Source organism: Salinicola lusitanus, from assembly GCF_038648475.1.
Lineage (GTDB): Bacteria > Pseudomonadota > Gammaproteobacteria > Pseudomonadales > Halomonadaceae > Salinicola > Salinicola lusitanus.
Map to the genome: position 1 here is coordinate 3719865 of NZ_CP151919.1, position 23495 is coordinate 3743359.

The following is a 23495-nucleotide window of genomic DNA, read 5'->3' on the forward strand; positions in this document are numbered from 1 at the left end:
GGAAACGAAAAACCGCCACTCGGTATTACCCGTAAGTGGCGGTTTTTCTTGCAACTTTGGTCGGAGCGACAGGATTCGAACCTGCGACCTCTGCAACCCCATTGCAGCGCGCTACCAAGCTGCGCCACGCTCCGATTTCGACAGGGCCACCAGCGGCAGTCCCCGTGAAACGCTGCGTATACTACCTTGCGTCCCCGCAAATTAAAAGCGCTTCTTAAGGCTTTTTTTTCAATCGGTTGCGAAAACCTCCTCGACACAAGCCAGGCGCGGCAGCAAGGCCATCGCGGTGGCTGTGATACGCGCCTGGCGGGATGGAGGCGCTGAGCGTAGGCCTCGTCTCCATGGCCAGCCATGGGTATAATTCGCCGATATCGAGACCAAAGTCTAACAAGGTGGCATCATGTCGTTGATCATCGGTATGTGCATTCTGCTCGGCTGCCAGTTCCTGGGAGAAGTCTTCAGCCGGGCGCTCTCCCTGCCGGTTCCCGGGCCGGTCCTGGGCATGCTGGTGCTGTTGATCGGCCTGCTGATCCGCGGCAGCGTCCCCGCCAGCCTGAGGGTGATGGGCGAAGGCCTGCTCAAGTACCTCACGCTGCTGTTCGTGCCTGCCGGCGTCGGCTTGATCCAGCACTTCGGCCTGATTCGCCAGGAGATCTGGATTCTGATCGCCACCCTGATCGCCTCGACCTCGGTGACGATTCTCGTGACCAGCCAGATCCTCCAGCGCACCGCCCGCCAGCGCCAACCCGCCAAGGAGAACGAGGCATGAACACTCTCGGGCTCGAGCAGATATGGGTCTACCTCTCCGCCTCCCCCCTGCTGCACCTCTTCGCCACGCTGCTGGCCTTCATTCTCGCCACCTATATCAACCGCTGGGCAGGCGGCACCCCGCTGCTGCACCCCGTCATCGTCACCATCGCGCTGCTGATCGGCTTTCTGCTGTTCACCGGCACGGACTATGCCACCTACTTCCAGGGCGCCCAGTTTCTGCATTTCCTGCTGGGGCCGGCCACCGTGGCCCTGGCCATTCCGCTCTACGACCATCGGGAGCGGGTGCGCCGAATGCTCCGGCCTATCGTCATCGGCACGATCACCGGCGTGGCCACGGCGGTGATCTCCGCCGTGGGGGTCGCCATGGCCCTGGGTGCCAACACCGAAACGGTACTCTCGCTGGCACCGAAATCGGTCACCTCACCGATCGCCATGGGCATCGCCGAGAAACTGGGAGGCATTCCGTCGCTGACCGCGGGGCTCGTCCTCATCACCGGCGTCATCGGCTGCATCGTCGGCCCCTGGATCTTTCGCCTGACCCGCATTACCGATCCCACGATTCAGGGATATTCCATGGGGCTGGCGGCCCACGGCTTCGGCACGGCCTACTGCTTTGCCTCGGTGGGCGCGGTTGCCGGCGCGTTCTCCGGCCTGGCGATGGGGGTCTCTGGATTGACCACCGCGTTCCTGCTGCCTCCGCTGGTCCATCTGCTCGGGCTCTGATCCACCCCGTCGAACCGGCCTTTCCTGATTCGTCGGCCAGCGCCTTTCCGAAGACTTACCCGATGCCTCATCCCTCTTACAAAAGAACAACGCTTCGCTAAGGCGTCGTCCACGTCGAGCCCGGATAATGCGACTAACGGATTAGGCTCAGGTGCACGACGATATGGAATTGAAGACCTTCTTTGCCCAAGGTACCGACGGCCGAGTCATCCCCCACGCCCGGGTCACCGTCTATTCCCTCGAGGATGGCGATCCACTGGCGACGCTCCGCGACGCCGCTGGCGACCCGCTCGACAACCCTTTCTCCGCGGGTGACGACGGCCAGATCCAGTTCGCGGCGCCCAACGGACACTATCGAATCGAGGTTCGGAGTGACGACAGCCACCAGCGCCTGAACACGCAGTTCTTCGATCAGGGAGAGGTTCACTCCGCCTCTGGCCAACAGTCCCTGACCGAGGCGCTCGATCAGCGCCTGCTGGTCGTAGACTCGGTCGACACCCTCAGGCGCTGGCCCGCAAATCGCGTACCCGACGGTTGCGCAGTCATCTGCCGCCGGTTCCACCATGACCTGGCCGACGAGGTCGATGTCGAGCTGAAACGTTGCGTGGCCCGGGACGACCCGTCACGCGCCGGTCAACGAGCCTGGCTGGCTGGCGATGCCGAGCGCGACGAGCGCGCCGGTCATCACCATTTCACGCTGTGGGCGGATGATGGCGCGGCGTATCAGCATTACAGTCACGACGTCCATCTGCTCAAGGTGGGATTCCGCGCCGATTACGGCCACGGTGACGATGGTCGCGCCGGCACGGACGAATCGGCCTGGCTTCAGGAAACCCTCGACAAGACGCCCTACCGCACCAAGTACCTGCCCAGCCTGCCCGCAGGTCGCGGTCTCTACGTCGGCAGTCAGCGGATTCGGCTCTGTTCCGGCACGCGCATCATCGGCGATGGCGCGCTCGCCAACAGTCGCATCGTCAGCGACTACGTCGGCGCCTCTTTTCGCGACGGCCTGTTCTGGCTGCGCGAACCCCATGTGGTGGCAGCCTGGGCCGAGGGGCGCCCCGCCGGCGATGTCGACCTCGGCTTCAGCCACGACATCGAGCTGCGGGGGCTGACCTTCGAGGCCAGCGACTTCGCCAGCGCCGCGGCCACCCTGGTCTGCGTGCGCGGCGTCGACTACCACGACAATCATCACGTCCGCTGCGGCGGCATCAAGTTCTTCCACGAACTGGAGCTCAACCGCCGCTATTCGCTGGCGCACGAGGACGATCCCACCACCGACAACGCCGTCATCGCGGGCTTCGATCCCGACACCCCGGACGATCTCAACCAGGGCATTCGCATCAGCCATCTCACCGGGGGCGCCGATCGTTACAGCTATACCCCTGGAGACGGCAAGGCAGCCGTGGCCGTGCGGCTCAACTTCGTGAGCGACTTCAGCATCGCCCATGTGCGCATGGACTACTGCAACATTTCCGGCTGGGGAGGATCGGCCAGGCCCGGCAAGGGAGGCGAACTACGCTGGATGCGGCGCCTGCGCGACGGCTACATCAGCGACGTCCATTGCACCCGCTCCAACGGCGCGATCTATTTCAACAACGCCCACAACGTCAAGATCTTCGGCTGCAGCGCCCGGGATGTGAGTGATACGGCGTTCGATTTCGAAGGCTGCACCTACTGCCTGTTCGATGGCATCCATTCGGTCAATGCCGGCAATTTCGGCATCTCGATCTTCTACGCGACCCGCGGCAACGTGATCAAGAACTTCCATGCGCGGCAGACCGCCGAAGCGGCACGGCTGCGCGAGCGCTACGCGACGAAGCGTTTCAAGCCGGGGCTGGGGAAGACGCTATTCAGGCGCCTGGCGGGATTCGAGGATCCGGATTTCGAACAGGATGTGGTGCTGGATACCGGATCTTTCGTCTACGAGGGGGAAGGCTTTGGCCTGGTGGCGGTCGACTCCTGGGTCAACGTCACCTACCGCAACGTCAATCACCATAACGTCGTGATGGATCTGCGCGCGCACAGCAACGCGCGGGAACAGTACTTGCAGGATAACCGCTTCACATTCACCAAACCGGCGTCGGACGGCGACACCCTCGTCGCCATCGGCCCCAACGGGGCAAGTTACGCCCGCTGGCAAGGCGGGGTCATCGAATCGACGGTCGAACAGCCGTCGGGAGTGATACCGCTGCTGGCTCAGGCGCGCGCCTACGGGGGCGTGACCATCGTCGACATCATCGAGTGTCGAATCGACGTGCCTGGCGTCGACACCTCGATCCTGATCGGCGACGCCCGCCGTTCGGGCCGCTCGCCCGGCCACGCCTTCCGCCTCCACGGCAACCTGGTGACAGCCGGGAGCCGGCTGGTGGCACTGAATATCAACCAGCGATCCGGTGGCGCGGCGCTCCAGTGGGAAGCCCTGAACAACCGGGACCTGAGCTTTTCCCCCGTCGACGTCGAGACCGATCAGAACGAGGGCATCGCACGCTACCGCGGGCTACGCGTTGGTCTCAAGGCGACCCGCCCGCGCTGAGCCGGGCCTCGGTAGCGTCGCCACGCTCGCGAACCGTTTCTCTTCAGCCTGGCCCACTTGCCACCTTACGAGATGTCGGGCTAGCCCAGCACGATAAGTCCCTCCGCCTGACGCAGACGGATCTCACCCTGGGGCGGGGTTTCCTGAACCCGCCCTGCCGGGTCCGGTAACCTCGACGATGACTTGGATGATCGCTGGCTGGCTCCCACGGCCAGGGACGGCATGGCGATGATCGCCAGGCCGCCCAGCCCCGCGGCCAGCACTTGACGTCGACTCGGCATGACACACTCTCCTGCGGCTGATGGGATCGATGAGGGGCGTGCACTGTGGAGCTCGGGCACGAGGGCGGCTCGCCAGCACCGGATGACGCGCCGGCGGTAACCCGCCGGTGCTCAGATGTTTCAGCGCCCTCGAGGAGAGTCGTCGAATGTCGACTCCGCCCGATGCAGCGCCGCGATGATGCGATCTGCCGCCAGATGGGAGAACGTGTTGGTAATGTGATGGTCGTCGCGGTAGACCAATACGTTGTCCCGCAGCGGCGAGCAGCGCTGGTCGTCGCAGAAGAGATCGCTCAGGTCGGCGAACTGGACGTTCGGCAGGTGAACCTCGCCGGTGGGCGATTGCGCCTTCAATACCGAGCGCCTGGGGATGGAACACGCCACGCTCGGATTATCCTGGAGGTCGACGCACTTGGGCACGTCGAAGCCGTACCAGGGGTTGTCGCGAATCGCGAGCACGTCGATGTCGTCGTCGGCCAACCGCTGCCAGGCTTGTCGGTATCCCTTTGGCACGCGCTCCTCCGCCCCCTGCCCCCGAGTCGCCGTGGTGAATACCAGGTCGGGTTGCAACTCGCCGAGGCGCTCGAGTGCCTCGCGATTCCATGCCAGACAGGAAGGGTTGACCTGATAGCGGGCGTGCGGATCGGTCGATAGCATACAGGCCCCCTTGGTCATCGAGATCAACCGGAACGCCTCACGCTCCGCTGCGACCTTCAGCGCTGCCAACCAGTGCTGGGCATGGGAGCCGCCCGCGAGCACGACCGTGTAGTCCGCTTCCGGATCGCCATAGGTACACTCCCGGACCTCGGGCTGCAGATAGTTCTGATGGCAACCATCGAACGAGGAAGCGGGCAGATCCAGGCTGGCGATCAGAGTCGACGGCTGGAGATCGTGATCGGGAACGTCGGGCGCGCGCAGGAAGGTCGCGAGTTCCGATCTGGCTGCCGCGCTACGTCCTTGATAGTCCTGATACCACATTGCCAACGAGGCAAGCGGAAACGCCATCAACAGCACGCAGGCGCCATAGGTGTTAATGCGGCGGCGAGACAGCAGCGGCGAGCGCCGCACCGGCGTCTCGAGGCCCCATGTCGTCAGGAAGGCGAGCACGCCGGCCCCGCCGATGATTGCCAGCCCCGGGAGGAGGCCAACGTCGAACTCTCCGGTGACATAGCGATAGAACGAGAGCAGCGGCCAGTGCCAGAGATAGAACGAAAACGACATGTCGCCAAACCAGACGACGAACCGGTTGTTCAGCAACCTCATGTCGCACCGATTCCGCGCCGCGATGACGATTCCGACCGCGGCAAGCACCGGCACCAGGGCGACGACGCCGGGGAACAGGGTCGAAACGTCGAGAAACAGGGCGAAGGTCGTCAGCACGACCAGCGAGATCCAGCCCAGGACCTTCGCAGCGGGCGGTGACAGCGAGATCCGCGACACCCCGAGCGCGAGCAGCCCACCGAGGGCGAACTCCCAGGCCCGGGCAAAGGTGTCGAAATAGGCCCAGGATTGATTCTTCTCGGTAATGTAGATGCTGTAGCAGAGCGACAGGACGGTGACCGCCATCAGCAACAGCACGCAGGCGTGGTTGTCCCGACGCCCACGGCGTGCATCTAGCTTCAACCCTGCCCAGAGCAGCAGCGGAAACGCGAAATAGAACTGCACCTGAACCGCCAGTGCCCAGAGCTGCTGGAACGGCGACGGCGGTGCCCCCTGCTGGAGATAGTCGGTGGCGGTCAACGCCAGCGACCAGTTCTCCAGAAACAGCATCGATGCCATTGCATGCTTGATCTGATTGCGCCACATCGAGTCCGGCATCAACCACATCGACAGCAGAATCGTCGTGCACACCACCAGCGCCGCGCTCGGGAGCAGCCGGCGCAGCGTCTTGCCGTAGTAATCCAGCACGTCGGCCAACGACAGCGGCACCCGACGTATCAGCGATCCCACGACGAAGAAGGCGGCAACCACGAAGAAGACGTCGACGCCGCCCGAGACGCGTTGAATCCAGATGTGATAGACAGCGACCATCAGGGCCGCGACGGCCCGCAACCCCTGAATCTCGTAGAGATACTTACGTTCCTTGCCCAACGAATGGCTCCTTTCCATTCCCTAAGTACTTTCCCGCGGGACGGCGAATGTCCGGCGGAAAGCACTTTTCAAACCCTCGCCGCCGACGGCGGCCCTCTGGATCACCCCCTGGGCCGAGGGGCGTCAGGCCCGGCTCCCGACCCGGACCTGGCGCCCCTTCAGGTTGTAGGCGAACAGGAACCTGACCGCGGCCCAGCGCTGAGACATCCGCGCCAGAACACAGCAGCAGGCGAAGGTCACGGCGAAGAGCAGCGCGAACACCAGGTTGGCATTCGAGTCGGGCATCGCTTTCGACAGGACCGTGACGACCACCAGGATGATCGGCATGTGGGCCACGAAAAGTACGATCGACTGGCGCCCGCACCACTGCAGCAGCGTCGTGCAGCGCTGCACCCAACCGAGCATGGCGAGACGCGCCAGCGGCACCAGCGATGCCAGGGAGATCAGCAGATAGACCGGTGAGAACGGATGGAGCGGCAGCAGGTAGCCCGCCAGGCAGATCGCCACCAGCAGCCAGACCACCATCGGATTCAGCCGCGCGAGACCCTCGGCGAATCTGCTCAGATTTTCGCCCAACCAGCCGCCGAGCATGAAGAAGACCGCATAGAAGACGATCTTGGTCGGTAGCGTCGGCACCATCCGGCCGTCGTCGTCCGGCACCAGCAGCCAGTCCGGCGCCAGGTGCTGGGCCAGATAGAAATAGAGCAGATAGCCGAACAACGTCACCGCGACCGCGCCCTTGGCACTCAACTTGAACAGGAAGAAAGCGAGGATGTAGTAGATGAAGAGGCAGTACAGGAACCAGAGATAGTTGTAGGGCAGGATCAGCAGCGGAAACAGCTCATCCGGCATGGGTTCGTTCATCAGCACCCAGCGCAGCGAATAGAGCACGAAGGCGACCAGGGTCCACACCACGTAGGGATGAGCGATGTTCTTCAGCTTGCCGGTAAAGAACCGGCGCGGCCCTTTCTGGAGCGACCGCGCCACCATCAGTCCCGACAGGAACATCAGCACCGGCATCCTGAACGGCGCCAGGTATTCCGACATCAGCGGGAGCCAGGACCAGAGTCCGTCATAGCGGATCGAAATCCCGTACTGGGAGTGAAGCACGATCACCAGGACGACCGCCGTCCCTCTGACGAGATCGATCCATCGATAGCGTGCTGCCGTCGTCTGTTCCACGAGAGCTTTCCTTGGGCATTGGGTTGAAGCGCGCCACACCTGCCCCGCCGACGTCATAGCGGATGAAGGCAGCGGTGGGATCGCGTTTGATGTGAGAGATCTGCGGCCGCCGACGGCGGCCGGACACAGGGGGATCAGTAAGCGTTGTTGCCGGTGAAGCCCTTGAAGACCGTCAGGAAGATGATCTTGAGGTCCAGCAGCAGGGACCAGTTGTTGATGTACCAGAGGTCGTGCTCGACGCGGTGCTGCATCTTGTCCAGCGTATCGGTCTCACCGCGGAAACCTCGAACCTGGGCCCAGCCGGTAATTCCCGGTTTCACCATGTGCCGCTGCATGTACGACTCGACCAGATCCTTGTAGTACTCGTTGTGCGCCAGGGCGTGGGGCCGCGGGCCGACGATCGACATGCGTCCCTGAATCACGTTGATGAACTGCGGCAACTCATCCAGCGAGGTACGGCGCAGAAACGCGCCGACCCGCGTGATTCGAGGATCCCGCCGCGTCGCCTGGGCGACCTGGCCGTTCTCCTCCTGATGCAGTTTCATCGAGCGAAACTTGTAGACCTGAACGTCCTGACCGTTGGCGCCGGTACGCAGCTGCTTGAACAGCACCGGGCCGGGGGAGGAAAACTTGACGGCGATGGCGCAAGCCGCACAGACCGGCGCGATCAGCAGCAGGATCAGCCCGCCGATGACGATATCCTCGAGCCGCTTGACCCAGAGTGCACTGCCGGCAATCGGGCTGACGCTCAGATCGATGGCATGGGTGCCGGCGATATGGCTGACGCGATGGTTGAGCAGCGGGATGTCGGCAAAATGAGGGATGAAGCGAATCTCCAACGGCAGGTGGCGAAGGTTGTACATGATCGCCTTGACATGCTCGCCCTCGGAGACCGACAGACAGATCCACACCTCATGGGCACCCGACTTCTCCACCCGGCGAGCCAGGTTGCGTGGCGCCTTCTCCGCCCGCAGCACACGCCCGCGACAGACACCGGCGATCGCATACCCCTGCTCCTGATGCCGACGCAACGAACGCGCCACATCGAGCAGATTCTCCTCAGGTCCGACCAGGAACACCTTGCGTCGATTGCGAATGCTGCCGTTGTGGTACATCGTCAGCATCATCAGCAGCGCCCGGGAGGCGGCGACCAGGCAGAATGACAGCATGAAGGTGAACACCAGCCACTGGCGGGAGACTTCGTCCGACAGCTTGAGCAGGAACATCAGGATGCTCACCGCCGCGAATACCGCGGCCCATACCCATAGCAGCCGATAGATCCGGCTGCGCAGCCGGGTGGAGCGCCACTTGCTGTAACCGCCACCCGACAGGTTGATCAGCACCACGGCCAGCGCCATCACGATCAGGACCAGCTTGTTGACGCTCTCCAGCTGCGTCGTCTGGAACCGGATCCCGTTGGCGAGAATCCCCGCCAGCAGAATCGCCATGACGTCGATCAACGGTGCCAACCGCCTGACAGGATTCAGACTCTTCATATTCGTTCTCCCGATACCATCCTGATGACCCTTGACATAGCTGTTGTTGAAAACGGTTGCCGGACCTCATCCTTGAAGGTCATTTCACACTCCGTCGTCGAGATCCATCCTTGAAAGCGTTCGGGGAAATCACGCTCGGGTTTCGGCGGACAGTCTCCCGAACCGCCCGCTATTTCTGGAAAACCCCCACCAGTCGGTCGCTGTCGAAGACCAGCAGGGCATTGATCTTCTTGGACTCCATCATCACCAACGCGTCCTCGACGCGGGCCGTTGGAGCAATTCGCGACGCCTGCGGCGTCATGAAGTCATAGGCCTTCTTGGAGAAGACGTATTCGCCGTATTTCTCGATGGCACGGCGAATGTCACCATCGGTGATGACGCCCCAACTGTCGTTGTGCTGGACCACCGCCATCCCCAACTGTCCGCGCGACATCGCCTGGATCACATCGAGCACCTCCGCCTCCGCCTTGACCACCGGCAGGTTGTCGCTGTGCATCTCGTGCTCGACCCGGCTCAGCAGGCGGCGCCCGAGCGAGCCCCCCGGGTGGAATCGGGCGAAGTTCTCGGGCTGGAAGTCCCGCGCCTTCATCAGCGTCACCGCCAGCGCGTCCCCCATCGCCAGCGTGGCGGTGGTCGACGATGTCGGCGCCAGCTGCAGCGGACAAGCCTCCTCGACGACACCGATATCGAGATGACTGTGGGAAGCGCGCGCCAGCGTCGAGCCCCGGTTACCGGTCATGCCGACCAGATAGTTGCCGTTATCCTTGAGATACGGGATCAGCTTGACGACCTCCTCCGTCTCTCCGGAATTGGAGATCGCCAGGAAGACGTCGTGGGGCGTCACCATGCCCAGGTCGCCGTGGTAGGCCTCCCCTGGATGCATGAAGAAGCTCGGACTGCCGGTACTCGCCAGCGTCGCCGCTATCTTGCGACCGACGATCCCGGACTTACCCATTCCGCAGACGATCACCCGCCCCGGGGTCTGCAGGATGGCGTCGATGGCGGCGCTCAGGTCGTTGTCGAGCTTGCGGGAAACCTCCAGAAGCGATTCGGCTTCCTTGACGAAGACCTGTCGTGCCGTTTCCAGATATTCCAGATTCATTCACTGCTCCTCCCTGACACGGGTAGCTGTCAGACCGAACCGGCCGACTGCCGACGGCGGACCGATGACGCCGCACCGACGGCATCTGGGCCCATGATTCGAGCGCGCGCGGACGCGCGACTTCGCGATAAGAAGATGTCGATAGGATCGAGAGTCGAGGGCCGTGCCTCCGACACCTGAGGGTTTCAGGGATCGAGGACCCAGGCCTCGTCAGGGTCACCGACCGGGCGGTCGGTGACTCGGGCACCGGAGGGGGAGTCCGGTGCCTTGAGGCATGGCGGGAGGCGCAAGCGGGCGCGCTCCCGTCGGAGTGCTACTGGACCAGGCGACGCAGCGCGTCGTCATCTCCCAGCATATGTGCATACATACCGGCCAGGTCGAGGCCCCGCGCCAGGAGCAAGTCCTCGGCGATCTCGCGGGCGACACCGCGGCCGCCCGCGGTCTTCATCACATGGTCGGCGGCCTCGAGAACCAGGGGGTGGGCATCGGCCGGGGCGTAGGCCACAGCGACCTCCCGCATCACCGGGATGTCGATGATGTCGTCCCCGGCGAATGCGATACGCTCGGCGGCGATGCCCTGCTCCTCGGCGATCTGCTGGATGGCTTCGAGCTTGCGACTGAAGCCGATCTTGATCACGTCCATGCCCAACTGGGTAGCTCGCGTCAGCAGTGGCTGGCTCGATTTGGCCGACAGCACGCCGCTCTTGATGCCGTGCTGTCGCAGCAGCCCGATCGCGACGCCGTCACGTACGTTGAAAGGCTTGAGCGCTTCACCCTCCGGGCCGATCAACAGCGTGCCGTCGGTCAGCACGCCATCGACATCGAACAGCACGAGCTCGATCTGGTCACGAAGATCCGGGCGAGTCATCGATCGATCCCGTCTTTCCATCAGTCGATCTCGACGGGGGGCAGGCTCTTGACCAGATCGTCCACCGCCTTGATCTGGGCCAGGAACGGTTCCAGCTTGTCGAGCGGCAGCGCGCTGGGGCCATCGCAGCGCGCATTGTCGGGGTCGGGATGCGACTCGAGGAACAGCCCGCCCAGCCCCACGGCCATCCCGGCGCGGGCGAGTTCGAGAGCCTGACGACGACGCCCGCCCGAGGCCTCGCTGGTCGGATCCCGACGCTGCAGGCTGTGGGTCACGTCGAAGATCACCGGCGCGTTGCCGCTGACGTTCATCATCTCGCGAAAGCCCAGCATGTCGACGACCAGATTGTCGTAGCCGAAGCAGCTGCCGCGTTCACACAGGATCACCTGTTCGTTGCCCGCTTCGGCGCACTTGTCGACGATATTCTTGACCTGCCCCGGGCTCAGGAACTGCGGTTTCTTGATGTTGATCGGCTTGCCGGTCCTCGCCATGGCAACGACGAGGTCCGTCTGGCGGGCCAGAAATGCCGGCAGCTGGATCACGTCGGCGACCTCGGCGACGGGCTGGGCCTGCGCCACCTCGTGCACGTCGGTGATCACGGGCACGTCGAATTCGCGCTTGACCGCCTCGAAGATTTTCAGCCCCTGGTCGAGACCGACGCCGCGGAAGGAGTGAATCGAGGAACGGTTGGCCTTGTCGAAAGAGGCCTTGAACACGTAGGGAATCCCCAGTTTTCCGGTCACTTCGACATAGGCTTCGCAGGCCCTCAAGGTGCTGTCGAGGTCCTCCAGCACGTTGATGCCGCCAAACAGCGTGAAAGGCGCGTCGTTGGCCACTGCCAGTCCGCCGACCGATACGGATTTCATCAAGCCACCTCACTTCTATCCATTGAATGCAATCTTGCGCGGTCCATTAGCTTAACGAAATTCGCCTCGCTGAAGGGAGTCTCCTGAAAGTAGTCCTCGTTCACCAGGTAGTGATCGATGTAGGCCGCCAGACGACGCTCGCTGAAGTGCGCGTAGAAGGTATTGCCCAGGAACGTCACCTTCTTGTCCAGCAGCTTGGCCTCGAGACCCACCGTGGAGTTGATCGTCACCACCTCGACCGCCCGGTCCAGTAACTGGAAGGTGTTCTCGTTGACGATGAGGAAACCGTGCTCCGCCCGCAGCCCGGCCAGAATCGACGGGATGGCCTGGTTGATCTCCGCCGGATGTGGCTTGACCACCAGCCTCAGCCCCTTCTCCCTGGCCATCGCGATCGCCTCCTTGAGACCGTCGATCACGCTGTTCTTGTGATAGTTCAGGATGATCTGGGCATCGGTACTCACCTGCATCGGGAAGAACAGGTAGGGCGTTTCCCAATCCATTTCGTCGAGGGCGACCTCATCCGCCTTGCGGAGCTTGCTGAGCTCGTCGAAGCCGTAGGCGTTCTCGCCGGCGTAACCCAGGATCGCCTCGAGGCGGCACCCCACCACCTGAACGAACTTCTGGAACGCGGTCTTGAAATCGAGCTTCCGCGCCTGCCCTATCACGTGCCGCTTCATGCGTGCGGCGGTGTACTCGCGCTTCCACCGGCGAAAGGCGTCGAGATCGACCGGGTACTCGTCGAGCACCTCCACATGCTCGTAGAGATAGGACTGCATGTCGGTACCCTGCGGATCCGCGAAGGTCTTGTTGCCGATATTGCCGTAGCCGGTGTAGAGCACGTCGATGCCGTTGACTCGGGCGTGATCGGCCAGTGCCGACTGCGACGCGAGGCGCCCACTCGGCAGGATATAGAGATCCCACTGGCGCTTGGGTTGCTCGCGTTCGATGAACTCCGCGAAACCGGAGTAGACCCTGTCGGCCTGCGCGTGGGTCAGGCGGCCGGTCAGGATGCTGAAGTTGTTCTCGCGGCAGGTACGGCCGCGGCCCCAACGCGGCATGAACACCGTCTCGCGCTTCAGCGTCAGGTAGACATACATGATCAGGTTGTTGGCCACGAACTCGACACGACAACCCCCGGCGCCGGGAGCGGCGAAGACGCGCTTGAAGAAGCGGTAATCCTCGGGATTGGAGATGTTGATCAGAACCTGACTATACATAGCACTGCCCACTAGGCTGGTAGAGTTTCAAGAGTTCGGCATTCATGCTGGCCGGCGAGAAATCCCGCTCGTAGCGCTCACGACAGCGCCGCCCCATCGCCTGTCGGTCGCAGTGGTCGAAGGCCGTCATCGCCGCGCAGAGAGAGGCCGGGAAGTCGTCGAAGTCGAAGACGAAGCCGGTCTCGCCATGACTCACCAGCTCGGGCAGAGCACCGCGATTCGAGCAGATCACCGGCGTGGCGTTGCGGTATGCCTCCAGGACTACCAGCCCGAATCCCTCCCAACGGCTGGGGACGATCAGCGCCTTGGCCCGCGCGATCAGCCCGTCGAGGGCGGTGTTGTCCTGCCACCCGAGAAATTCCATGTTGTCGCGGGGGGTGAACGTGGCATCGGAATCGACGACGTTGCCGCCGACTATCTTCAGCAGCGGGCGATCCTCGCCCCAGAATGCGTGGAGCTGGTCGAATCCCTTCTGACGATCGAAGCGCCCGATGAACAGATAGAAGTCCTCCTTGCGCTCGTCGCCGATCGCTTCCCGGGTATCGCGCACACAGTTCTTGATCAGCAGCGTCTTGTCCCCCATCCCGGCCGCTTCCAGCAGTGCGCGCTCATACTCCGAGATGGCGACGACACCATCGGTGCGTCGATACAACACTCGCTCCACCCACTGGATGCCATGTTTCTTGAGGCCGGAGATGCGATGCGGATCGAACGCGACCCCATGCGGCTGATAGATCAACTTGGCGCCGTGGAAAGAGACCGGCAACGTGCGGCAGAGAAAACCGGCGAAGGTACTATGAACATGCACCACATCGGGGCGCGCCTGGGACACCGCGCCGCGCAGACGCAGCGCAAGATGTTTCAGTCGCTGGATCCGGCCCGCTCCCTCGAACCCGACGATATGGATCTTGCCCTGCAGCCCGTCGATGTCGCCCAGGTTGATCTCCTCGAGCTGGGTGAGCGGCAGCAACACCGACACGGCCTCGACTTCCGGGCGTCGCGCCTGCTCCGCCACCACGTTGTTGAGGTACGTGGCGATGCCGCCGGTCACCGTCTCGCACACATGCATGATTTTCATGAATTCACTCGCTGAAAGAGAGCATCACCAGCAGGCAATAGATGATGAAGGTGGGAACCAGCACCAGCGCGGCATCGGAGAACGTCGCCACCCAATACATCACGCATCCGATCGAAGCGGCGCGACTGATCGGCCGGGTCGCGTCGAAGAGGCTCCGCGCCATCACGATGTTGGCGAAGAACATCAGAAAGGGGATCAATCCAATCAGGCCGACGAACTCCGCGATGGAGACGTAGGGGATCTCGTAGGACCAGTAGATCGGCGTACTGGAGATCAGGCCGGCATCGAAGAAGTACTCCAGATAAGCCGCCCGGCCGCCCAGATTGCTGTCGAAGAGGAACGTGACGTCCTTGCCCATCATGCCCAGCAATCCGATGATGCCCGGCACCACCAGGCACACTGCCAGACAGATCACGATCAGTTTCTTGACCGATATCGCCTTGTTGAAGATCAGGTACTCGAACGCGCAGTAGATCAGCAACAGTGCCCAGGCGGTGCGCGACAGCGTCAACATGATCGTCAGCATCAGCGCCAGAAGCCACAACCGGTTCTTCTCGATGACGGCGTAGACCGGCAGCAGCATGATCATGCAGACCGCGTAGATATTGCCGTTGTTGTAGGTCGAGAACAGCTTGTAGATTCCGCCGCGGTCGTTCATCCGGGCCTCGAGCGTCCGCTCGGCACCGAAGGTCGTGGTCAGCGCGGGGATGGAGAAATATTGCCCGGTTCCGATCTTGAGAACGAAAAGAAAGAGACCGAAGGCGACCGCGAACCGAGTGCAGTTGCGCAGGCAGACCAGCAGATAGCGTACGTTCTCCGCCGACAGCCTTTTCGACCATACGTAGAAGAAGATCGGCACCACGATCAGCGCCATGATGTAGCCGAAGTAGATCCCGACGCTGGCAATGCCATTGAGTAGCGTCACCGTCAGGAACAACGCCCAGAACGGCATCAGCAACCAGATGTAGATCGAGTAGCGATCCTGGCGGCCCAGCTGGCCCGTCCCCAGGATCGCCTTGATGAACAGGATCGGGAACGAGAAGCAGATCAGCAGATAGATGGTATTGAGGGGGATGCCGCCCACGGCGACCCCCGATTTCGGTAGCGCGATGGCGAAAACGATCGCCATCGCCACGAACAGCCGTTTGGCGTTGATTACCAGCATGTCTCTCGCTATCCATTAACCGCCGACGGCAATCCGTGGCCTGCGATTTCGATCAAGGTAGGGTGCCGAGCCGGAGACTGCCCGCCCCCGGCATCCGCGGTGGTTCAGCGCCGGATCGGCAGCATGACGATGCCCATCCGACGCCAGACGAAACATGCCGCGACCAGGTTCTGCATCCCCAGCACCATGGCGAGGGAGATTGCGGCACCGACCGCCCCCCACAGCGGAATCAGCACCACGAACGCCAGCAGCCCCAGAGCGCTGCAGACCAGCGAGATATTGCGCATCACCTTCTCGCGCCCCGTCATCGTCAGCAGGAAACCCACCGAGCCGAACGACACATTGACGAGATGGCCGACCACGACGATACGCAACAGGCTCGCCGCCTCGCGGAACTCCGGCCCGAACCAGCCCAGCACCCACTCAGGGAAGAGCAAGCAGACGATCGCCAGCGGCGTTGCCATGCCCGCCGCGACCATCGAGCTCTGTCGGGCCAGTCGCCCCAGCGCCTCGTGCTCGCCACGATGGAACAGCTGCGCGAAGCGCGGCGGGAAGACCGCATTGATGACCAGCAGAATGAAGCTGATGACCATGCCGACCCGCTCGGCGGACTTGAACAGCCCCAGATCGGCGTGACTCAGCAGCGCCCCGGCAATCAGCATCGCCACTACCTGCTGGAGAAACATCGACAGGTTGAGCACGATGAAACTCTGCGCGGTGGCGAAGAACTCAGCGCGGCCAGGCGGCGCCTCGGCGTCCTCCCCGTCGGCGTGCTGCACCGCGGGATGACGGCGCAACCACAGCACCATCTGGAGAGCCCCCTGCAGGCATACCAGCCAGGCCGACAGGCAGAATGCCCAACCGGCCTGCGGCAGCGAGCGGGAGTCGGTGACGACAACCGTGGCCAGGATGCAGAGCGCGGCCAGCAGCGATATCGAGCCGTTCTCCTGCAGGCTCGCCCTGGCCGGCATGTGGACGCCTTTCAGGAACCCCGCCAGCACGAACGAGAGCGTGAAGGCCGGCGTCGCCACCGCGATGCTGATCAGCAGCGACGAGAGCTCGGGCGAACCGAAGGCCTCGGCGATCTGGCGGTGCAGCAGGCCGATCCCGCTCCCCAGGAGCAGGCTCAGCCAGCCCGCCCGCACCAGTGCCCAGCGCAGGTAGCGCATGATGTAAGGGCTGGCGTTGTCCTGGCTGATGTAGCGCATCAGCGACCCGTTGAGGCCGTAACAGGCGATGATGCCCGCACCGAAGATGACGCTCTGGGCCAGCGCGAAGACCCCGACTCCCTGGGCACCGTAGAGGCGCCCCAGGACGACACCCAGCAGGATCGTCCCCAGCGCGGCGATGCCCCGGGCGGCGAAGGTGCGACAGAGGTTGACGAACAGCTCGCCACGCAACCGCGAAACGATCCGGGCGTGTCTGCCGCCCAGCAGAGAAAGCGTCATGAGGATAGTCCTGGAGTCGGATCAATCCGCCTGGATTCGAACGGTCGGATGGCCATCATTTGTAGCTGTAGTGGTAGTAGCCGTAGCCGTACTCGGTGGCGGCCTTGCGCTCCACGGCATTGAAGATGGCTCCGCGCGGCTCGACGCCCGCGGTCCTCAGCCGGCTGATGGCCAACTCCAGCTCCTTGACCGGGTTGGTCTGGAAACGGGCGAGCATCAGCGTGGTGCCCATCTGCTTGCCGATGATGGCCGCGTCGGTCACCGCGAGAATCGGCGGGGAGTCGACGATGACCAGGTCGAAGCGTTCGCTGACCTGGGCCAGGAAGTCGCTGAAGCGCGACGTCATCAGCAGTTCGGAAGGATTCGGCGGCGCCATGCCACGGGCGACGTAATAGAGATTGTCGACCTTGTCGACCGGTCGAATCACCTCCTCGAGTCCCTGCTTGCCGGACAGCACGTCGCTCAGCCCGTTCTCGGAAGCGGCACCGAAGGCGCTGTGGATCTGCCCCTTGCGCATGTCGGCGTCGACGACGAGCACGCGCTGCCCCGCCTGGGCACACACCGTCGCCAGATTGACGCTGACGAAGCTCTTGCCCACGCCTGGGCTGGGCCCGGTGATCATCAGCCGATTGTTGCCCGCCTCGAGCATGGCGAAGTGAAGACTGGTCCGCAGCCCGCGCAGCGCCTCGACCGAGACATCGGCGGGATTACGGGCGGCCAGCAGGCCGCTGGGGTAGCTGCGGGCGTACTCCTTGCCGGAACGCTTCACGCGTCGATTCAGCTTGCCCTGCTCGTCCGACAGCGGAATGGTGGCGTAGACCGGCAGCCCCAGATCCTCGATCTGCTCCTGGGTTTCGATACCGCGGTTGAACAGCGCCCTGAGGAAGACGGCGGCAACCCCGACGATCAGGCCAACGATGATGGCAACGGCGACCAGCAGCGGCTTGTTCGGTGCCACCGGGGCCGGCAGGACTTCGGCGCCATCCAGAATCCGCACGTTACCCACCGTGCTGGCCTCGGCGATCTTGGTCTCCTGCACCTTGTTGAGCAGTTGCACGTAGATCTCGTTGGTCACTTCGACGTCCCGCTGCAGCCGCAGTATCTCCTGCTGCGTCTCCGGCAACCCCTTGACCTGCTTGTCGAGGTTGTCCCGCTCGCGCTGGAGCTGCGCCTTCTTCTCCAGCAGCGCCTGATAGGTCGGGTGACTCTTGGTGAAGCGCTGCGAGATCTCAGCCTCGCTCATCTCCAGTTCATTCAACTGGGACTCCAGATTCACGATCCGCTCGAGGACCGATTTCGTCTCCAGCGAGAGGTCGACGCTATCCTTGGACTCGCGATACTCGTTGAGCTTCTCCTCCGATTCGTTCAACTGGCTACGGATCTGCGGCACCTGAGTGTTGAGGAACTCCAGGCTCTTGCGCGCCTCTTCCGATTGCCGTTGAACGTTCTGCGAGTAGTAGATGTCGGCGATCGTATTGAGTGTCTTCTTGGCGGCATCCGGATCCGGACCGGTCAGGCTCCAGCTGAGAATCCCCGTCTCGCTGCCCGCCTCCCCGACCTCGAAGCGCCCCCGCAAGCCATTGATGGCTGCCAGTCGAGGCACGTGCTGGACGGTGAACTCGGCACCGGCTGGCGCCTGGATCGAGGTGACCCGCATGGCGACGTCACCGTTCAGGAAGGTACTCAACTGCCCGACCTTGCCCGACCCCAGCGATTCCCCGTCGGCATCCCGCAGACGGTAGGTGTAACTGTCCTCGACCTCCAGGGTGAACGTCTTGCCGAGATAGGCATCGGCCATCGGCATCTCGCTGACGGCGATGGTCTCGCCGCTGAACGCATAGCCCCAACCGTTGGCGAACCCGGGTCGCCCGACGCCTTGACGCTCCAGGAAGGCCCCGATGATCGGCAGGGTAACCGGCGCCACGTTGATGTCGAGATTGAGCAGGTCGACCGCCTGGCCCAGCACCATCCGCGACCGGATGATCTCGATCTCCGAAAGCGTCGGCGGCTTCTCGCCCAGCAAGCTCGAAACCTCTTGGAGCGGATTGTTGCCCGGCGAGTCACTCTCGATCTGCACCAGGGCGTCGGCTCGATAGATGGGTGTCGCCAGGCTGGCATACAGGATGCCGATCAACGCGAAGCCCAGAACGCTCGCCATCACCCATTTCTTGTGATCCAGCAAGATCCCCAGCAGCCGACGAATGTCTATCTCTTCGTGGTTACTCGCTGTCGATGTCGTCGATGTGTTGCTTGTGGTCATGTGGGTTTTTTGCATCCTTTCAGCGATCCGGCAACTTGCCTACCCAGGCATCTGCAGCTTGTGTCAGCAAACGATGAACGTGTTCGAAAGCGCTCCGACTCTTGCGATAGGGATCGGGGACCTCCCCCTCCCCGGTCCAGCGGGTGACCAGCATCGTCTTGCCACTGGCGGCGGGATAAAGCTCCGTCACCGCCCGGCGCTGACCATCGGACATCACCAGGATCAGGTCGGCGGACTGCAACATGCCGACATCGACCTGCCGCGCGACATGGGCGGACAGATCCAGCCCTTCCCGCTCCGCCAGCTCCCGGGCCGTGGGCTCCGCGCCCTCGCCGACCAGCGCCCCCAGCCCCGCGGAGTCGATCCGCCTGCCGGGGAATCGCTGCCTCAGCAGCGCCTCGGCCACCGGGCTGCGGCAGATATTGCCGGTGCACAACACCAGTATTCGATCGAACATGTCAGTTGCCGTCGCGAAGTTCGTCGAAGTCACGCGTGGCTCGCGTCACCTGATAGACGGAGCTGATCGTCGGCGTCAGCTGATTGATGACCCGATTCCAACGACTCAGCGGCGCGGCGGTGACATAGACGATATCGGTGGGCTGCAGCATGAACTGCGCCCCGAGCACCAGCGCCGTCGCATTGCGTGCGTCGAGCTGATAGACCGTGGCCAGCTTGCCACTGTCCGGCGTGGATTGACGGATCACGAAAATGCCCTTTGCGTTGGCCTGGGTCTCGTCCATTCCGCCTGCCTGGGACAGCGCATCGGTCAGCGAGAGGCGCGAATTCCCCATCGGCAGCGTCACCGGGTCCATCACTTCGCCCATGACGAAGACCTTCTGGCTGCCGATATCGGATACATGAAGCACATCCCCGTCCCGAAGCAGCTGGTTCTGGCGCATATCGCCATTCTGGAGCATCGAATAGACGTCGATATGCGTTTCGACGCTGCCTCTCGACAGCACCACGTCGTGCCAGTTGGCATCCCCATTGAGCCCACCACCGAGATTGATCGCATCCAGCACCGTCATCGGAACGTTGGTGATGGGCATCACCCCGGGATTCTCGACCTGCCCGGTGACGTACACCTTCTGAGAATTGAAGCCCACGACCTTGACGTCGACCTGGGGTTCGGTGACGTAGGTCGCCAGGCGGCGCTGAAGCTGGGAGCGGACATCCTCTACCGTGCGGCCGGCCACCTGGATACGTCCGACATAGGGATAGAAGATCGTGCCGTCGCTGTAGACCGTATTGCCCGTGTCCTCCGTCGGCCGCTCGCTCCCGGCAGGTATGGTCAACTCCGGGTGGTCGTAGACGATGATCGACAGCACGTCACCGATGCCGATGTGATACTCGTAGCGCTCATCCAGCGCCGGGTCACCATGGGAAGCGGCCGTCACCCGCTGGAGGTCGGCCTTGTCGCCGCCCCCACCCCGAAGTGACGTCATCGCCTGCTGTGTCCGGACCAGGCCCAGCGTGATCGGCTCCACATCGACCAGATCATCGATAGGGGCGGAATCCGTGTCGTAGTCGATGTGCCCCCCGGGCGCAAAGGCGCAGCCGGAGGCGCTAACGACCAGCGATAACGCCAACACGGGCAAACACCCTCGGAAAATAGAGCGACGGCAACCTTCGCGAATTTTCATCATCCCTGTCGAACACCCTTTATTTCGTCCATATAAAGCCCTGACTACTATGACCCGTGAATGACATCCGCTTTTAAAATAATTTTTAAACACGCTACCGCCCCGGGATTTTAACGGCATTCCCCGAAGCCCTGATTATCGTGTCGAGTTTTCCATAGAAAAAAATCGCGCATCATCGACGCCTGCCGATCACCGATGCGCAACATTGAAAGTCGAGCAATCCTTGACGCAGCCTCCTCGCAAATCAACCAATGCCAATAACGTGCCAGCTTTTCAAAGCAAACAACATACCTAACCTTTGAGTTACAAAACCGCGCCGTAGAGTGTGCAAGAACCAAGAATCCCACGAATCCACATGGATCCGGCCACTACTGATAACGATCCGGTGTGACGAATTCGCGACAGTCGTAAGTATCGGTAAAAGCGGAAAATTACCATTCAGGTCTTGAAATACACGCCAAGTGACACAGGAAACCTATCGAAACAATACCGAATCCTGAAAACACCCACCTTTGCTTTTCAATGACTTATAGAAAGAAAAGTACGAAACCACCTTGCAGCACCGGCTTTCGGCTCAAGAGAGGCGCGATGCGCCGTGCGCTTTTTCCCGGCGATCGGCCAATTTCTGCACTTCATCAAGCTCGCAAACGAGCCAACTGTCTCCATTTTTAGACAAATTAAACTTGGCGATCACACTAAATACAATCAAAGTTTCATAAAAACACATGATAATTTTGTTGCTTTATCTCGCGACGCTTGCACCATAATGGAGATGACTAACTATACTTGATGCCATTCAGTGCAGCGCGCCGGGTGTCTTTGTTTTGACACACTACAACGCCAGAAAGTTGAAAGTTATAATTGCTCAGATACGTGATATTGGTAAGAATACAGATGGTCCTCGGACCACATCGTTGGTTTAACCAACACGTTAGGAGGTACTTATGAAGAAACTGGCCATAATGGCAGTCGCGTTAATGGCTGTCTCTTCACTCGCCGTCGCCCAGGAAGTCGCAACGGGCAGCGCCGCCGGAGCCGGCACCGCCGCTAGTGCATCGACAGCCTCGTCTGTCGGCACCAGCACTGCGGCGTCGTCGGTCGGTGCGCTGGCCGCAGCAGGGGGCAGTGACGGCACTACCGGAACGACCGGCACCACCGGTACGACCGGGACCCGGTAATGACAGCAGCACGTCATTACCGCCTGGAAGACCGCCCTCGGGCGGTCTTCTTTTGTCTCGCCATGGCCAGCCTCCTCCTCTCCGGCTGCTCCCTGGGCAGTGGGCGCGCCCTTGATGGCCTGGTTCCGGGTTCCGCCAGCGGCGACGTGTCCGACCAGGCCGCCGCCACTTCCTACGCCTCGCTCGACTTTCACGTCGAGGGGCATGGCGGACTGGTGATCCTGGCGAGTCAGGTTGGAGACATGACCTACTGGCAGTTCCGCGACTCGGCCACCGTCGCCCTGAAGGATGGCTACCTGCACAGCAGCGCCGGTCTCGAGCAGAACTTGATCGACACCAGCATCACTGGCGAGGAAGGCGAGATCGTCGACGAAAGTCCTTGGAGAGGAAGTTCCTCCTCGATCGCCTATCGCCTCACGCGGGAGTGGCAGACGGCGGACGGCGACCTGCACCACGGCCAGGCGACCGCCCTGCTCGACTGTGACGCGGCACCTTCCCAGGTCGAACTGCCGTTGATGTCGCGAGCGTTGCAGGTCTGCCATGAAACCGTGAACTGGGAGGATGGCAACGTCACTCACGGCACACTCTGGCGAGCGCCGGAAGATGGCCGACTATGGGCGGTCGAAACCCAACCATGGCCCGGCGCGCCGATATTCGACTGGCAGGTCGCCCGCCCTTGGTGACCCAGGTAGCGTCGCCCCTCGGCGAGAGCGAGACAGGGATTTTCGTGAAGCGCAGCAAGGACGAGATCGACACATGGTGACCCCCCGTTTCCCGTATCATCGGCGCCAGCCATGGCGCACCACGCGTTACTGGATCGCCATCGCACTGTGCGCTCTCGGTCTGGCCGGTAACGCCGGCGCCCAGGACGACAGCGAACCGACCTCGACCTTCACCATCGATATCGAGGGACGTCGGCCACCGTCGCCTTCCCCGTCGCTGCTGGATGCCTGGTTGACCGTGGAACGGGAGACCACGGTCAACTGGTCGCGCGCCTTCGTGGCTCGAGATGACGCCACGGCCGAGGAGCGTCAGCGCCAACGCCGCCTGGACGCCGAACTCGAGGGCCTTGCCATGCAAGCCCGGTTACTGGGCGCACCCAGGGTCGGTGACGGCCTCGAGGCGTGGCGCGAGGCGCTCGCCAAACTGGACAAGGGGCGGATACCGGGGCGAGTCGATCCGACCTGGCTGATGGCGCATCTGCGTCAGGTGCCCCGACTCGAGGATGTCGACGCGCTGGGCTGGTGCCAGACCCCCGAATGGATCGAGGCCTGGACACCCCAGGGCATCACCAGGCTGGCGTGGGAGCCGGGCATGACCACCGATACGTTGCTCGCCCGACTCGACGAGAACGCCTATATCGGTGCCGATACACTGCAACTGGTAAGTCCCCAGGGCGAGATTCATCGCCTGGGCATCGCCGCCTGGAATCACCAGCGAGCACCGCTGGTCCCCGGCACCCGCGTGGTGGTCCCCCTGCCCCTGGACTCGGTCGGCGCCCAGTGGGTCGATATGGCCCTACCCCAGTTTCTGGCCACACGCATGCCCGGCGACGAATGCATCACGCTCGATCCAGCCCATCTCTATCAATAA

General features: G+C 62.6%; 19 protein-coding genes and 1 tRNA gene. 5 read left to right on the forward strand and 15 right to left on the reverse strand.

Annotated elements, in window-relative coordinates:
• Positions 1–57: 57 nt before the first annotated feature.
• Positions 58–134 (reverse strand) — tRNA-Pro (locus AAGT95_RS16855).
• A gap of 266 nt (positions 135–400) precedes the next feature.
• Here AAGT95_RS16855 and AAGT95_RS16860 point away from each other — a divergent pair.
• From AAGT95_RS16860 to AAGT95_RS16870, 3 genes are all read left to right on the forward strand, one after another.
• Positions 401–769 (forward strand): CidA/LrgA family protein, encoded by a 369-nt coding sequence (locus AAGT95_RS16860; protein WP_342594556.1) that lies wholly within the window; start codon positions 401–403, stop codon positions 767–769.
• Positions 766–1494 (forward strand): LrgB family protein, encoded by a 729-nt coding sequence (locus tag AAGT95_RS16865; protein WP_110599534.1) that lies wholly within the window; start codon positions 766–768, stop codon positions 1492–1494. Before AAGT95_RS16860 ends, AAGT95_RS16865 begins: the two co-directional genes overlap by 4 nt.
• A 163-nt stretch (positions 1495–1657) precedes the next feature.
• On the forward strand, positions 1658–4030 hold the full coding sequence (locus AAGT95_RS16870) for a right-handed parallel beta-helix repeat-containing protein (protein ID WP_342594557.1): 2373 nt from the start codon (positions 1658–1660) through the stop codon (positions 4028–4030).
• A gap of 80 nt (positions 4031–4110) precedes the next feature.
• Here the strand turns inward: AAGT95_RS16870 and AAGT95_RS16875 are convergent, their stop codons facing one another.
• The 14 genes from AAGT95_RS16875 to AAGT95_RS16940 form a co-directional block, all read right to left on the reverse strand.
• On the reverse strand, positions 4111–4311 hold the full coding sequence (locus AAGT95_RS16875; RefSeq protein WP_342594558.1) for a hypothetical protein: 201 nt from the start codon (positions 4309–4311) through the stop codon (positions 4111–4113).
• 120 nt (positions 4312–4431) lie between these two features.
• The gene (locus AAGT95_RS16880) at positions 4432–6399 is read right to left on the reverse strand and encodes an acyltransferase family protein (RefSeq protein ID WP_342594559.1); all 1968 of its coding nucleotides are present in this window, start codon (positions 6397–6399) and stop codon (positions 4432–4434) included.
• 123 nt (positions 6400–6522) lie between these two features.
• On the reverse strand, positions 6523–7581 hold the full coding sequence (locus AAGT95_RS16885) for an acyltransferase (protein ID WP_342594560.1): 1059 nt from the start codon (positions 7579–7581) through the stop codon (positions 6523–6525).
• Between the two features lie 134 nt (positions 7582–7715).
• Entirely contained in the window at positions 7716–9077 is a 1362-nt protein-coding gene (locus AAGT95_RS16890; protein WP_110599523.1) for an undecaprenyl-phosphate glucose phosphotransferase, read from the reverse strand.
• A 169-nt stretch (positions 9078–9246) separates the two neighbouring features.
• Positions 9247–10179 carry a KpsF/GutQ family sugar-phosphate isomerase gene (locus AAGT95_RS16895; RefSeq protein WP_110599521.1) on the reverse strand — a complete coding sequence of 311 codons (933 nt, stop codon included), beginning with the start codon at positions 10177–10179 and terminating at the stop codon, positions 9247–9249.
• Positions 10180–10492: 313 nt separating this feature from the next.
• Positions 10493–11047 carry a KdsC family phosphatase gene (locus AAGT95_RS16900; RefSeq protein WP_342594561.1) on the reverse strand — a complete coding sequence of 185 codons (555 nt, stop codon included), beginning with the start codon at positions 11045–11047 and terminating at the stop codon, positions 10493–10495.
• Between the two features lie 20 nt (positions 11048–11067).
• On the reverse strand, positions 11068–11913 hold the full coding sequence (gene kdsA, locus AAGT95_RS16905) for a 3-deoxy-8-phosphooctulonate synthase (RefSeq protein ID WP_342594562.1): 846 nt from the start codon (positions 11911–11913) through the stop codon (positions 11068–11070).
• Positions 11913–13130 (reverse strand): hypothetical protein, encoded by a 1218-nt coding sequence (locus AAGT95_RS16910; protein ID WP_342594563.1) that lies wholly within the window; start codon positions 13128–13130, stop codon positions 11913–11915. The genes kdsA and AAGT95_RS16910 overlap by 1 nt, the downstream gene beginning before the upstream one ends.
• Complete coding sequence (locus AAGT95_RS16915; protein ID WP_110599512.1) at positions 13123–14208, reverse strand: glycosyltransferase family 4 protein; 1086 nt, start codon at positions 14206–14208, stop codon at positions 13123–13125. Before AAGT95_RS16915 ends, AAGT95_RS16910 begins: the two co-directional genes overlap by 8 nt.
• Before the next feature lie 4 nt (positions 14209–14212).
• Complete coding sequence (locus tag AAGT95_RS16920) at positions 14213–15373, reverse strand: hypothetical protein (RefSeq protein ID WP_110708848.1); 1161 nt, start codon at positions 15371–15373, stop codon at positions 14213–14215.
• 104 nt (positions 15374–15477) lie between these two features.
• Positions 15478–16821, reverse strand: coding sequence for a lipopolysaccharide biosynthesis protein (locus AAGT95_RS16925; protein ID WP_342594564.1), 1344 nt, complete (start codon positions 16819–16821; stop codon positions 15478–15480).
• Between the two features lie 55 nt (positions 16822–16876).
• Positions 16877–19081 carry a polysaccharide biosynthesis tyrosine autokinase gene (locus AAGT95_RS16930; protein WP_342594565.1) on the reverse strand — a complete coding sequence of 735 codons (2205 nt, stop codon included), beginning with the start codon at positions 19079–19081 and terminating at the stop codon, positions 16877–16879.
• A gap of 19 nt (positions 19082–19100) precedes the next feature.
• The gene (locus AAGT95_RS16935; RefSeq protein ID WP_110599504.1) at positions 19101–19538 is read right to left on the reverse strand and encodes a low molecular weight protein-tyrosine-phosphatase; all 438 of its coding nucleotides are present in this window, start codon (positions 19536–19538) and stop codon (positions 19101–19103) included.
• A gap of 1 nt (position 19539) precedes the next feature.
• Positions 19540–20673 (reverse strand): polysaccharide export protein, encoded by a 1134-nt coding sequence (locus AAGT95_RS16940; RefSeq protein WP_240612336.1) that lies wholly within the window; start codon positions 20671–20673, stop codon positions 19540–19542.
• 1228 nt (positions 20674–21901) lie between these two features.
• On the opposite strand from AAGT95_RS16940, the gene AAGT95_RS16945 reads away from it, so the two are divergent.
• Entirely contained in the window at positions 21902–22585 is a 684-nt protein-coding gene (locus AAGT95_RS16945) for a YjbF family lipoprotein (protein ID WP_342594566.1), read from the forward strand.
• A gap of 73 nt (positions 22586–22658) precedes the next feature.
• Entirely contained in the window at positions 22659–23495 is an 837-nt protein-coding gene (locus tag AAGT95_RS16950; protein ID WP_342594567.1) for a capsule biosynthesis GfcC family protein, read from the forward strand.